The sequence below is a fragment of the Dictyoglomus sp. LHC4 genome (genome assembly GCF_055181355.1).
This window is the reverse complement of record NZ_CM143707.1, coordinates 885,821-898,977: the sequence shown is the minus strand read 5'-3', so window position 1 is coordinate 898,977 and position 13,157 is coordinate 885,821. Positions and strand designations below refer to the sequence as shown.

The 13,157-nt window shown below is 37.9% G+C and carries 10 protein-coding genes, 1 tRNA gene and 2 rRNA genes; 1 reads left to right on the top strand and 12 read right to left on the bottom strand.

What is annotated here, in order from left to right; all coding sequences use genetic code 11:
• From ACY3JO_RS04350 to ACY3JO_RS04305, 10 genes are all read right to left on the bottom strand, one after another.
• Entirely contained in the window at nucleotides 1–897 is an 897-nt protein-coding gene (locus ACY3JO_RS04350) for a PSP1 domain-containing protein (RefSeq protein ID WP_463085585.1), read from the bottom strand.
• Entirely contained in the window at nucleotides 894–1,874 is a 981-nt protein-coding gene (gene holB / locus ACY3JO_RS04345) for a DNA polymerase III subunit delta' (protein ID WP_463085584.1), read from the bottom strand. Before holB ends, ACY3JO_RS04350 begins: the two co-directional genes overlap by 4 nt.
• A 2-nt stretch (nucleotides 1,875–1,876) precedes the next feature.
• Entirely contained in the window at nucleotides 1,877–2,203 is a 327-nt protein-coding gene (locus ACY3JO_RS04340; protein WP_463085583.1) for a cyclic-di-AMP receptor, read from the bottom strand.
• Between the two features lie 10 nt (nucleotides 2,204–2,213).
• Nucleotides 2,214–2,822 carry a dTMP kinase gene (gene tmk / locus ACY3JO_RS04335; protein WP_463085582.1) on the bottom strand — a complete coding sequence of 203 codons (609 nt, stop codon included), beginning with the start codon at nucleotides 2,820–2,822 and terminating at the stop codon, nucleotides 2,214–2,216.
• A gap of 10 nt (nucleotides 2,823–2,832) precedes the next feature.
• Complete coding sequence (locus ACY3JO_RS04330) at nucleotides 2,833–4,359, bottom strand: R3H domain-containing nucleic acid-binding protein (protein WP_463085581.1); 1,527 nt, start codon at nucleotides 4,357–4,359, stop codon at nucleotides 2,833–2,835.
• Between the two features lie 4 nt (nucleotides 4,360–4,363).
• Complete coding sequence (locus tag ACY3JO_RS04325; protein WP_463085580.1) at nucleotides 4,364–5,233, bottom strand: DegV family protein; 870 nt, start codon at nucleotides 5,231–5,233, stop codon at nucleotides 4,364–4,366.
• A 22-nt stretch (nucleotides 5,234–5,255) separates the two neighbouring features.
• The gene (locus tag ACY3JO_RS04320) at nucleotides 5,256–5,873 is read right to left on the bottom strand and encodes a 50S ribosomal protein L25/general stress protein Ctc (protein ID WP_463085579.1); all 618 of its coding nucleotides are present in this window, start codon (nucleotides 5,871–5,873) and stop codon (nucleotides 5,256–5,258) included.
• Nucleotides 5,874–5,910: 37 nt separating this feature from the next.
• Nucleotides 5,911–6,852 carry a ribose-phosphate diphosphokinase gene (locus tag ACY3JO_RS04315; protein ID WP_463085578.1) on the bottom strand — a complete coding sequence of 314 codons (942 nt, stop codon included), beginning with the start codon at nucleotides 6,850–6,852 and terminating at the stop codon, nucleotides 5,911–5,913.
• Nucleotides 6,853–6,854: 2 nt separating this feature from the next.
• Nucleotides 6,855–7,769 carry a sugar phosphate nucleotidyltransferase gene (locus ACY3JO_RS04310; RefSeq protein ID WP_463085577.1) on the bottom strand — a complete coding sequence of 305 codons (915 nt, stop codon included), beginning with the start codon at nucleotides 7,767–7,769 and terminating at the stop codon, nucleotides 6,855–6,857.
• A gap of 27 nt (nucleotides 7,770–7,796) precedes the next feature.
• A tRNA-Gln gene (locus tag ACY3JO_RS04305) sits at nucleotides 7,797–7,872 on the bottom strand.
• A 63-nt stretch (nucleotides 7,873–7,935) separates the two neighbouring features.
• Between ACY3JO_RS04305 and ACY3JO_RS04300 the strand changes: the two genes are divergently transcribed.
• Nucleotides 7,936–9,918, top strand: coding sequence for an HD family phosphohydrolase (locus ACY3JO_RS04300; protein WP_463085576.1), 1,983 nt, complete (start codon nucleotides 7,936–7,938; stop codon nucleotides 9,916–9,918).
• Between the two features lie 40 nt (nucleotides 9,919–9,958).
• On the opposite strand, the gene rrf is transcribed toward ACY3JO_RS04300, so the two are convergent.
• A 5S ribosomal RNA gene (gene rrf, locus ACY3JO_RS04295) occupies nucleotides 9,959–10,075 on the bottom strand.
• A gap of 66 nt (nucleotides 10,076–10,141) precedes the next feature.
• Nucleotides 10,142–13,155, bottom strand: a 23S ribosomal RNA gene (locus tag ACY3JO_RS04290).
• Between the last annotated feature and the right edge of the window lie 2 nt (nucleotides 13,156–13,157).

The window sequence follows — 13,157 nt, the reverse complement described above, 5'->3', positions numbered from 1 at the left end:
TCAATCTTTATCTTCCTCTAACATCTTTAGAATTTTTTCTAGTACTTTATCTTTGTCATTATCCCTTTCCTCTTTTGTATAAACCCTAATCACTTCATCTAAAGATACTAATTCTCTTCTTTCTTCGTCATATTCCACAACAAGCTTACTTAATGGTACATGATGATCTACTACTACTCCCTTCCCCTGCTTAGTTTCTACAATACTACCTTTGGGAGGCATCTTTTCCTTAATTTTTTGATATGTTTCATATTCATAAGCTAAACAGCACATGAGTCTTCCGCATATTCCAGATATTTTTAATGGATTTAAAGCCAAAGATTGCTCCTTTGCCATTTTAACAGTAATAGATTCAAATTCTTGCAAAAAAAGATGACAACATACTTCTCTACCACATATTCCTAAACCTCCCATATATTTTACTTCATCTCTTACTCCTACCTGATGTAATTCAATTCTTGTTTTATATTGTGAAGCAAGATCTTTTACTAATTCTCTAAAATCTACTCTATCTTCAGATGCAAAATGTATCGTTATCTTGCTATAATCAAAAGTTATTTCACAAGCAAGCATTTTCATAGGAAGAGACATTTCATTTGCCTTTTTTTGAGCATACTCTAAAATTTGTTTCTCCTTTTCCCTATATCCTCTTATCTTCTCTAAATCTTCTTCTGTTGCTCTTCTTAGTATAGGTTTTAAGGGAGATGGAGGTTGAAAATCCTCTGGAGGCTCAAAGGGTGGAATTGCTACTCTACCTGCCTCTGTTCCTTGTACAGTTTTAACAATTACCCAATCTCCTACTTTTAAATTCAAATCATTAGTTGAAAAATAATAAACCTTCAAACTTCTTAATCTAATACCTACCACATATTCTTTAGCTTTAATTTCTTCCATCATCCTTTCATCCCTACTCTCAAAAACAAGTTTTCTATTGTAAGAGTCAAATTTGCATTATTTCTAATATTCCTAATAGCATCTTGTGTCATTCCAAAAAAAATTTTCAAATCCTCTAAAGAATATTCTTGAGATTTTCTTGCAATCTCTATAGAAAAATCTTTCTGAGTTATAAAATCTTCTTTCTGTAATAGTTTCCAGAAAAATATATCTCTCCACCAAAAAAGAACTAATTCTAAATAATTAATTATCTTTTCATTATCCTTTTCTTCTACAAGAAAATCAACTACCTCAAATGGAGAATATAATTTTTCTTTCTTTAGTAAAGTTAAGTATTTAAAAAGTTCAATTCTTTTATTCCAATTTTCTTCTTCATTCCAATACAAAGCCTTTCCAACACTTCCTTGGGATAAAGATATCAATATATCAATTCTATCTTCTGGAACCTTATCTTCTATAATTTTTCGGACTTCTTCCTCGTTAAGATATGAAAAATTAATAATCTGACTTCTTGATATTATAGTAGGAAGAAGAAGCTCAGGACGATAAGCTATCAATATAAATATGGTATATTCCGGAGGCTCCTCAAGTATCTTCAAAAGGGCATTTGCTCCTTCGTTTCTCAATTGATGAGCATCGTCTAAAATAAAAACCTTATAATTACTTACATAAGGCTTTAAATAAGCTTCTCTTCTCATATCTTTAATCTGCTGTATCTTATACCACATTCCATCAGGTTGAAGGTAAAATAGATCAGGATGATTCAATTTCTTTATACTTAGACAAGTCTCACACTCCCCACATCCCTCAAAAGGTTCTACTTTACAATTTAAAGCCTGAACCAAAGAAATAGCTGTTAACTTTTTACCTACCCCTTCAGGACCAACAAAAAGATAGGTTTGGGATATTTTGTTCTCCTTAAGGGATTTCCTGAGTATTTTTATAGCTAAATCCTGACCTATAATCTCTTTAAATGCCATCTCTAAATCTTCTCAAAATAAGCCACATCTACAGCAAACACAATTGCTCCGCCAACTTTTACCTTTACAGGCATTGGTACCATCCTTAAAAGTTCTATAGAAGGAAGAGGAGGAATAATTATTTTTTCTCTTTCCTTACAATTTTCTTTTAAAACTGTAATGAAATCGTCAAAGTCATCATCTTCAACAACAGTCATTATAGTAACACTACTTTCTTCTAAAAATCCTCCTTTACTTCTGAAGAAGGTCAAGGAAAAGTTCTTCTCTAAGAGAATCTCTCTAACTTTTTTCCAATCCTCTTCCTGAATAATAGCAAAAACTAATTTCATTTATCCACCTCTAAAGATATTTTCTTTCCAAATAAGCAATGATGTCTTTACTTACTTCTTCCTTTGGTCTATCTCCAGAAATTATTACAAATCTATCTTTTTCACTTTCAGCTATTTCTAAATATCCTTTTCTTACTTTATTATAGAACTCTAAATTTTCCCTTTCTATTCTATCAAAATTCTTTTTTCTACTCAAAGACTTATAAGGATCTATATCAATAAGAAAAGTTATATGGGGTATTAAATTGGAAGTTGCAATCTTATTAAGATCAGATAATATATTTATTGGTAAACCCCTACCATATCCTTGATAAGCTATAGTAGAATCCATATAACGTTCACATAGAACCCAAAACCCTTCCTGAAGCTTTTCCTTAATTTTCTCTGTATTTTCTACTCTTGAACCTATATAGAGAAAAGCTTCGGTCCATGGTCTTAATGCTAAATCTGGATCTAAAAGGATAGACCTTATTTTTTCCCCTACCTCTGTTCCTCCAGGTTCTCGAGTTACATAGACCTTTACACCTTTATCTTCCAAATAATTTTTAAGTATTGAAATCTGAGTACTTTTTCCAGATCCATCTAAACCTTCAAAAGTTATAAATACAGATCTTTCCATTTTTATAAATCTATGCTGGGAATATTTTTACTTTTCTAAAAGGCTCCACACCAACACTCTCAGAATGTAAACCATATTGTTGAATAAGTTGATGCTGTAATCTCCTTATATAGGCAGGTTGAGGAGACAATTCATAGGGTTCTTCATGGGTAAGAACATATTCAATTCCTTCTTGAGCTTCTCTTAAGGCCTCTTCTTCTTCGCTATTCTTCCCTCCTACAGTTCTAATACCAAATCTTTCTCCTAAAAACCTTTCAATTTGTGTTACAGTATTACTTCTTAATACTGCTATACCTATATTTCTTTTTTCTGCCTCTTTAAGCAAATCTTTAGCCCTCTTTTGATGAGCTTTCAATATAAGTAAACAATTTGCTTCTGATAAATTTTTTACTATGAAAGCTGGTATACCAAGATTTCGAATGGCTTTTTCCAATCTATTTCTACTTATACCATAAGGATAAATTTTAAGGACATCTGTCTTTTTATCTGTCTTAATAACTGACTCCTCAGTCTCTTGAGATGAAATTTCCAATACAGAAGCCTCAACCTTCTTTACTTCACCTTCTGCGGTCCTTACCCTTATCTCTGGTCTTATAATATAACCTCTTAATAATGCATCTACTGTTTTTGCTACATCAAGATGAATAGCCAGCTTATCCCTTTCTTGTATCTCTACTACAACTTGAAAGGTTGGAGGAGCTTTTCTCTCTAATACTGTCTTTTGGGTACCTCTCCTCTTTGCCTCTTCATCACTTAAAGTTACAACTTGTATACCACCCACAAGATCCGATAATGTAGGGTTTAATAAAAGGTTTTGTAAGGTTATTCCATGAGCAGTACCAATAAGTTGTACCCCTCTTTCTGCAATAGTACGAGCTGCTTTTGCTTCAAGCTCTGTACCAATCTCATCAATTACTATAACTTCTGGCATGTGATTTTCTACTGCCTCTATCATCACATCATGTTGTTTTGAGGGATTTGGCACTTGCATTCTCCTTGCTCTACCAATAGCAGGATGCGGAATATCACCATCCCCACCAATTTCATTAGAAGTATCTATTATTATTACCCTTTTACCTAATTCATCAGCTAAAACTCTTGCAGTCTCTCTAAGAAGGGTAGTTTTACCAACTCCAGGTTTTCCCAATAGTAGAATATTCTTTCCACTTTCTATAACATCTCTTATTATATCTACAGTACCTAAAACTGCCCTACCCACACGACAAGTTAAACCTATAATTCTTCCGTGTCTATTTTCAATAGCTGAAATTCTATGTAATGTTCTTTCTATACCAGCCCTTTTATCACCACTAAACTCGCCAACTCTGGCAATAATATAATTTAAATCCTCATCTGTAGTATATCTTCCTTCAAAAATAATAGTCTTTTTATAAAATCTCGCTTCTATTTCCCTACCAAGATCTAATACAACCTCTATAAGATCCTTAACATCGGGATCCTTTTCCAATTTTTCTTTAATATCCGCAGGAAATATAGATAAAAATTTATCTAAATCATCAACTATTTGCTGAACCAAAATTCTATACCTCTCCTTCTTTTTGATTTTCCTTAAAAACTATCATACCCCATGATCCTGGACCTATATGTGAAAGAATAGTACAACTAAAAGATCCTACATAAAAATCAGTAATTCTAAATATTTTTTTTACTTCTTCTGCGACTTCTAAGACTTCTTCATAATTATCAGAATAAGCTATAGCTATTTTTACAGGAACATCCCCCACTCTTTCCTTAATTATTTCTATAATTCTTGATTTCACCTTTTGTTTTGTCCTAACTCTTTCAACTGGCTCTATTGCTCCATCTCTAAGCTCCAAAATAGGCTTTATCTGTAACAAACTTCCCATCCATGCTTGGGCTGCACCTATTCTTCCACCCCTATAAAGGTATTCCAAAGTATCTACTGTGAATTTCACTTCAGAATTTCTGAACATAATCTCCGGAACATTCAAAATCTCATTTATACTTGCTTCTTTTTCTATGGCCTTAGCCAACTCTATAACTACAACACCAAGGGCAAGTTCTGTAAGTTTTGAATCAATCACATATATTTTATCACCATAAGGTAAAAGCTCTTTTGCAGCATTTGCAGAACCAATAGTCCCACTTAATTTAGAAGAAATATGTATAGATATAATACCCTCTAAATCCGGGTTCTTCTCAAATATATTTTTGTATGCATTATAGAAATCTTCTACAGAAGGCTGAGAAGTTTTCGGGAATATATTGGTTTCTCTTACCTTTTTAAAGAAAATTTCAGGTGTTATATCTATACCATCTCTATACACTTCTTCCCCAAAAGCAACCTTTAGCGGTACGACTGTTATATCATATCTTTCTACATATTCTTTTGGAAGGGCAGCTGTACTATCAGTTACAATTTTAAACATATTTTCCCCCCTAAATTTATTTTCAAGATCCCTCAGTCTCTTCAGAAACAGTAGTTTCCTCTGTATACCTTTGTGGAGTTACTATGGCAACTATAACATCATCAAGAGGAGTTAATACCTTAATTTTATCAGAGATATTTAAATCCCTCACAGTAATAGCATCTCCAATATCCAAATCCGAAATATCTACTTCTATATTGGTAGGTATATCAAGAGGTAAAGCCCTAACTAAAATTTCTTCCACTCCATGTTGTAACAACCCGCCCTGTTTGACCCCTTTTGGCTCTCCTTTAAGAACCACAGGCACATAAACATCTACTACTTCTTCCAATGTTACAGCATGAAAATCTACATGTATTGGTTCATCTGTTAATGGGTCAATTTGTATATCTTGAAGTAAAGCAGTCTCAGTAACACTATTATTACCATCTTCTACTATCATTTTAAGTATATGCTGTTCTTTTGAATGCCCTCTTTTAATTAGATCCCACAATGTCTTTCTTTCTATCAATATATGAACATTTTCCTTCAAGTGTACCCCATACATTACACCTGGTACTAACCCCATTCTTCTATATTTTTTTGCAGATTCTTTTCCTAATTTCTCTCTCTTTTTGACTTTTATTTCAACCACATCCATTTTCTTAAACCTCCTTAAATTAATTTTAACTAATTTTTTAGTCAAATAATGAACTTAAGGAATCCTTATTTGAGATCCTTTTAATAGCTTCTCCTAAAAGATTACCTACTGATATTATAGTAAGCCTTGGGACTCTTTTTTCTACAGGAATTGGTATTGTGTTAGTTACTACTAATTCTTTTATCTCAGATTCTTCTAATCTCTTATGGGCATCATTTGTTAAGATACCATGTGTAACAGCTGCATAAATATCTCTTGCACCTCTTTCTCTTAAAAGCTTTGCTGCTGAAAAAAGAGTATTCCCTGTTGTAATTATATCATCACATATAATAACATCTCTTTCTACAACATCTCCAATTATTTCCTCAACCTCTGCCACCTCTGGAGCTGGCCTTCTTTTATAAATTATAGCAAGAGGGGAATGTAATCTTTCTGCTAAAGCTCTTGCTCTTGTAACACCCCCAATATCAGGTGATACAACAACAGGATCTTTAAGATTTTTATCCTGAAAATACCTTGAAAAAAGAGGTAAAGCTGTTAAATTATCAACAGGAATATCAAAAAACCCCTGAATCTGCCCAGCATGAAGGTCCATAGTTACAACCCTTGAAGCCCCAGCAACCGTAAGAATATTAGCTATAAGCTTAGCAGAAATAGGTTCTCGAGATTTAGTTTTTCTATCCTGTCTTGCATAAGCATAATATGGAATTACAGCTGTAACCTCATCTGCAGATGCCCTTTTTAAAGCATCAATTATTACTAAAAGTTCCATAAAGTATTCATTCACTCTACTACCAAGAGACTGAATTACATATACTTCTGCTCCTCTTACACTTTTTGAAATCCTTGCATATATCTCACCATCTGAAAATCTTCTTATTTCTATTTCTCCAAGCTCAATACCTAAATATTTAGCTACTTCTTCAGCAAGTTCCCTATTAGAGGTCCCACTATACAAAGCTAAACATTTATGTGCCATAATTACTCTCCTTTGATTCTTTTATTTATATTTATATATGAATAAGGACCAATTATTGCTCCCTTTTTCAGATTAATATCTCCAAATATGAAAGAAAAAGGATATACAACAACATCATGCTCTATGTTAGTTTTTTTTCCTATTACAATATTCTCCGGTTCTATCATAATAACACCATTTTCCATATGTTTTTTATTTATTTTACTCTTTAATATTTTTCTTAAAAATACAAGCTCTTCCTGAGTGTTAGCTCCTAACACCTCTTCCTTATTTACATGAAAAACACCAACCTTTTTACCTTTTTCAACAAAATATTTAACCGCATCAGTTAAATAAAATTCTCCTTGAGCATTATTATTAGATAAAAGTGGTAAAATTTCTTTAAGATATATCCATTTAAAAACATAAATAGATGTATTAATCTCCTTGATATTCTTTTCCTCTTCATTTGCATCTTTTTCTTCTACAATTTTCAAAACATTACCATTAAAATCACGTACAACTCTTCCATATCCTTTAGGATCTTCTAAAAAAGTAGTTACTAAGGTACAATCATTATTCTTTTCTATATGTTCCCTACACAAACCTCTTATTGTATTTTCTTCCACTAAAGGTACATCTCCTGGAAATATTACCAGATTACCGCTAAAATCACCAAGTTTTTCTTCAGCCCTTTTTATTGCATCACCCGTACCTAAAGGAACATCTTGAACTACCATGTGATCATTATCAGAAATTAACGCTTTTATTTTGGGGCTCACAACTAATATATAATTTTCCCCAAAAAACGACTTTATTGTATCAAGTAAAAACTCTAAAAGATTAGATTCATAGAGGGGATGAAGAACCTTTGGAAGCTCAGTTCTCATCCTTTTACCTTGTCCTGCTGCTAAAATTATAGCCTTAAATCCATTCATGCTTAGGTGAATTTTTATAATAAAAATTGGCTGGGGAGGCTGGATTCGAACCAGCGAATGGCGGATCCAAAGTCCGCTGCCTTACCAGCTTGGCTACTCCCCAGTGCCAAAATAATTATATATTATAGTGAAAAAGAGGTCAATAAATGATAAAATAATTTTCAAAATGAAAGTCAAGATTAATAAAAACTTTAAAAATTTAAGAAAAGCCTACAAAAATCTGATCGAAAAATCAAAACACAACATAGTTTATCCCCTATTATTGTTTATAATCATCGATCTTTTTATCCTTTTAATTGATTTTATTATTACTCCACCTTTAAAAATGGGAAATATAGCCCCTAAAAATATAGAAGCACCAAGAACTATAATATATAAAGATGAAGAGGAAACAGAAAGAATAAAAAATCTCCTTCTTTCTCAATTCAAACCAGTTTATACTATTGACCAGAATATTATTTTACAGAATATTAGCAAGCTATCAGAATTAATGATAGTTACAGAAGAATCTTCAAATATAACTAAGTATTTTTCTTCTCTTCCTTCATCAAGAATTAACTTAATTAAAAAGAAAATAGAGAAATGGTTAATAGAAAATTATACAAAAGGGATTAAACCAGAAGAGATTGATGAGGTAAAACAAAAATTTATAAATTTCCTAACAGATGAAATTTATATACCAGCCCAAATAGCCCAAGAACTTTCAGAAATACTGATAGTTCCTAACGTGTTTATAAATGAAAAAGAAACAGAAACAAAAAAACAAGAACTATTAAAGTCCATTAAACCTATAGAAAGACTAATTAAAAAAGGTGAAATTATTGTTAGAAAGGGTGAAAAAATAACCAGAGATAAATTTATAATTTTAGAGGCCCTAGGCTATACCCTTTCTCAAAAAAACATATTGAGACTTATAAGTCTTTTTTTAACTTTATCAGCTCTCCAATTATCCATTACCATTTTTACAAGAAAATATTTAATAATAGAAAAAAACTTAAATATTTTTCTATTGATGAATTTTTTATTTACTCTATCAATACTTTCATCTAAGATTTTCTCTTTCTATTCTCCCTACTTAAATCCTTTAACTTCATCTTTATTTATTTCTACGGTTTTATTAGATTTTCCATTATCTTATATCGTTTCTCTAACAATAATAGTAAGCTCTTCTATTTTCTCCTTTTCTTATACTATCCCTATTTTATTGTTCTTTGATTTTCTTATCATAAATAACAAAATCAAAGAATTAGAAAACAGATCAGATTATGTAAAGATTGGTTTTCTTATATCACTAATTAGAATACCCTTTATTGTTTTTGGGAAGCTTATCTTTAACGAGTCAGATTTGACATATACAAATATGATTTATTCATTTATTAATCCTACCTTATCAGCCATTCTTTCAGTGGGAATAATTCCTCCCATAGAAGAATTATTTAGAGTAGCTACACCATTAAAATTATTAGAAATGACAAATCCAAATCATCCCCTTCTAAGAAAACTCCTTATGGAAGCACCAGGTACTTATTATCACAGTTTAATTGTAGGAAACTTAGCAGAAAGAGCAGCTAAAGAAGCTGGAGCAAATGAGAGAATAACAAGAACTGCAGCCTTATATCACGACATAGGCAAAGTAAAAAGATCTCAATACTTCATAGAGAACCTTCTTCCAGGCCAAAATAATCCTCATGATAATTTATCTCCATATATAAGTGCTCTTATTATCAAATCACATCCAAAAGATGGAGCAATAATTTTAAATAATTATAAGTTTCCTAAAAACATCATAGATATTGTTGAGCAACATCATGGCACAAGCCTCATTAACTATTTTTACAATAAGCAATTACAGATTTCTAAAAAATATGTGCCTGAGGATGATTTTAGATATCCTGGCCCAAAACCCGAATCTAAAGAAGCAGCCATAGTGATGTTGGCAGATAGCATAGAAGCAGCCACAAGAACCATTACTAATATTACTCCAGAAACTATAGAAAAAGTAATAAGAGAAGTAATTAGAGAAAAACTTATAGATGGACAATTAGAAAACAGTAAATTAACCTTAGAAGAATTAGAAAAAATTGCTCAGAGTTTTATAAAAACAATTATCGAGCTAAGACACCCAAGGATACCATATCCAAGGTTTTAAACTCAAGGAAGAATAAAAAATCAACAAAAAAGAGGAGGCTCTCTGGCGATGACCTACTCTCCCACCCCGTTGCCAGGGCAGTACCATCGGCGCTAGAGGGCTTAGCTTCCGTGTTCGGAATGGGAACGGGCGTTTCCCCTCCGCTCTAATCACCAGTAGCCTCCTCTTCCTTCATAACTCCATCATAAATCCTCTTTGAGAGAGATCACACCGTAACCAGCCAGGCGTCAAAGCCTCGGCATATTAGTACCGGTCGGCTTCACGCATTGCTGCGCTTCCACCTCCGGCCTATCTACCTCCTCTTCTCGGAGGTGCCTTACCAGGTTTTCCCTGTGGGAAACCTTATCTTGGGGTGGGCTTCGCGCTTAGATGCTTTCAGCGCTTATCCCGTACGGACTTGGCTACCCAGCTCCTGCACCTGACGGCACAACTGGTACACCAGAGGTCCGCCTGCTCCGGTCCTCTCGTACTAGGAGCAGTTCCCCTCAAGTTTCCTACGCCCGTGGCGGATAGGGACCGAACTGTCTCACGACGTTCTGAACCCAGCTCACGTACCGCTTTAATGGGCGAACAGCCCAACCCTTGGGACCTTCTCCAGCCCCAGGATGCGGTGAGCCGACATCGAGGTGCCAAACCTCGCCGTCGATGTGGACTCTCGGGCGAGATCAGCCTGTTATCCCCGGAGTAACTTTTATCCGTTGAGCGATGGCCCTTCCACTCGGGACCACCGGATCACTAGGCCCGACTTTCGTCTCTGCTCGGCCCGTCGGCCTCACAGTCAGGCAGGCTTAACGCCCTTACACTTTAGGCACGATTTCTAACCGTGCCAAGCCTACCTTTGGGCGCCTCCGTTACCTTTTAGGAGGCGACCGCCCCAGTCAAACTGCCCACCAAGCACTGTCCCCCAAAAGGCTCTTCTTTTGGGGTTAGAACCCCAACACCACAAGGGTGGTATTCCACCGACGGCTCCACAGAGGCTGGCGCCCCTGCTTCTCAGCCTCCCACCTATCCTCTACATGTGGTGCCAAAGTTCAATGCCAGGCTGCAGTAAAGCTTCACGGGGTCTTTCCGTCCTGCCACGGGTAGTCCGTATCTTCACGGACACTCTAATTTCACCGGGCCCCTCGTTGAGACAGCGCTCCAGTGGTTATGCCTTTCATGCGGGTCGGAACTTACCCGACAAGGAATTTCGCTACCTTAGGACCGTTATAGTTACGGCCGCCGTTCACTGGGGCTTCGGTTCAGGGCTTCGGGTATCCCCCTAACCCTTCCCCTTAACCTTCCAGCACCGGGCAGGCCTCAGCCCCTATACATCGGCTTCTACGCCTTAGCAGAGACCTGTGTTTTTGGTAAACAGTCCCCAGAGCCACTTCACTGCGGCCCTTTCAGGCTATTCACCTTACTCGGGCACCCCTTCTTGCGAACGTACGGGGCCATTTTGCCGAGTTCCTTAACGAGGGTTATCCCGCGCACCTTTGGATCTTCACCTCGCCCACCTGTGTCGGTTTGCGGTACGGGCACCCGCTAACCTCCCTAGAAGCTTTTCTCGGCAGTGTGGGCTCAATGCCTTCGCCCTCTCTCGAGGACTCCCCATCACTCCTCGGTTCATCGGGAGTGCGGATTTGCCTACACTCCCTCCCTTAGAGCTTGGACCTGGTATGTCACCACCAGGCGCACCTACCCTCCTGCGTCCCTCCTTCGGTATTAACGGTTAGCAGGTGGGGCCGGAATATTAACCGGCTGTGCATCACCTACGCCTTTCGGCCTCGGCTTAGCTCCCGCCTAACCCTGGGAAGACGAGCTTTACCCAGGAAACCTCGGGCTTTCGGTGGGAGGGATTCTCACCCTCCTTTTCGCTACTCATGCCGGCATTCTCACTTCCGCCTCGTCCAGCGGTCCTTCCGGTCCGCCTTCTCCCTACAGCGGAACGCTCCCCTACCGCTCTACCTACCCGAAGATAGGTAGAACCCAAAGCTTCGGTGCCGGGCTTTAGCCCCGTGTATTTTCGGCGCAGCTTGGCTCGATCAGTGAGCTATTACGCACTCTTTGAATGATGGCTGCTTCTAAGCCAACATCCTGACTGTCTTCGCCAAGCTACCTCCTTTACCACTTAGCCCGGACTTTGGGACCTTAGCTGTTGATCTGGGCTGTTCCCCTCTCGACTATGGAGCTTATCCCCCACAGTCCGACTCCCAGCTATCCACCTAAGGCATTCGGAGTTTGACTGGACTTGGCAGCGGATCCCCGCCCCTCGCCCAACCAGTGCTCTACCTCCTTAGGTTTCATCGGCTGAGGCTAGCCCTAAAGCTATTTCGGGGAGAACCAGCTATCTCCAGGCTCGATTAGCTTTTCACTCCTACCCACAGCTCATCCCATAGCTTTTCACTGCTAACGGGTTCGGACCTCCACGGGGGGTTAACCCCGCTTCATCCTGGCCATGGGTAGCTCGCCTGGTTTCGGGTCTAATGCGTGTGACTAGTCGCCCTCTTCAGGCTCGCTTTCACTTCGGCTCCGGGACTCCTCTCCCTTAACCTTGCCACACGCATTAACTCGCCGGCTCATTCTTCAACAGGCACGCAGTCGAGCCAGCTCAAAAGAGTTACCCCTTTTGAGCATCGCTCTCCTACTCCTTGTGGACGTACGGTTTCAGGTTCTATTTCACTCCCCTCTCTGGGGTTCTTTTCACCTTTCCCTCACGGTACTATGCGCTATCGGTCACCAAGGGTATTTAGCCTTAGGCGGTGGTCCGCCCTGATTCGCGCAGGATTCCACGTGCCCCACGCTACTCGGGACTAAGGCCCATAAGAGATACATACTTTTCGCCTACGGGGCTCTCACCCTCTTTGGCCAGCCTTCCCAGACTGTTCGGCTAAGTATGTATTCCCTTACGAGAGAGTCGCGGCTCCCTCCGGCCTTATCCCTCTACCCCTGAGTGGCAACACCCGCGAGCTTCTCCACCACTCAGGTTTAGGCTCCTCCCCTTTCGCTCACCACTACTCAGGGAATCGATTATCTCTTTCTTCTCCTCGGGGTACTAAGATGTTTCAGTTCCCCCGGTTCCCCTCCCTAAGAGTTTCCCCTTAGGGATACTCTGGCATTACCCAGAGTGGGTTTCCCCATTCGGAAATCCCCGGATCATAGCTTGCTCGCAGCTCCCCGGGGCGTTTCGCCGCCTGCCGCGTCCTTCTTCGGCCCTTGGTGCCTAGGCATCCACCGTACGCCCTTTCTACTTTGACGCC

Bases quoted from the DNA above. Each gene is read 5' to 3' on its own strand.
- ACY3JO_RS04350 (WP_463085585.1), bottom strand. From the start codon at position 897: ATGATGGAAGAAATTAAAGCTAAAGAATATGTGGTAGGTATTAGATTA.
- holB (WP_463085584.1), bottom strand. From the start codon at position 1,874: ATGGCATTTAAAGAGATTATAGGTCAGGATTTAGCTATAAAAATACTC.
- ACY3JO_RS04340 (WP_463085583.1), bottom strand. From the start codon at position 2,203: ATGAAATTAGTTTTTGCTATTATTCAGGAAGAGGATTGGAAAAAAGTT.
- tmk (WP_463085582.1), bottom strand. From the start codon at position 2,822: ATGGAAAGATCTGTATTTATAACTTTTGAAGGTTTAGATGGATCTGGA.
- ACY3JO_RS04325 (WP_463085580.1), bottom strand. From the start codon at position 5,233: ATGTTTAAAATTGTAACTGATAGTACAGCTGCCCTTCCAAAAGAATAT.
- ACY3JO_RS04320 (WP_463085579.1), bottom strand. From the start codon at position 5,873: ATGGATGTGGTTGAAATAAAAGTCAAAAAGAGAGAGAAATTAGGAAAA.
- ACY3JO_RS04315 (WP_463085578.1), bottom strand. From the start codon at position 6,852: ATGGCACATAAATGTTTAGCTTTGTATAGTGGGACCTCTAATAGGGAA.
- ACY3JO_RS04310 (WP_463085577.1), bottom strand. From the start codon at position 7,769: ATGAATGGATTTAAGGCTATAATTTTAGCAGCAGGACAAGGTAAAAGG.
- ACY3JO_RS04300 (WP_463085576.1), top strand. From the start codon at position 7,936: ATGAAAGTCAAGATTAATAAAAACTTTAAAAATTTAAGAAAAGCCTAC.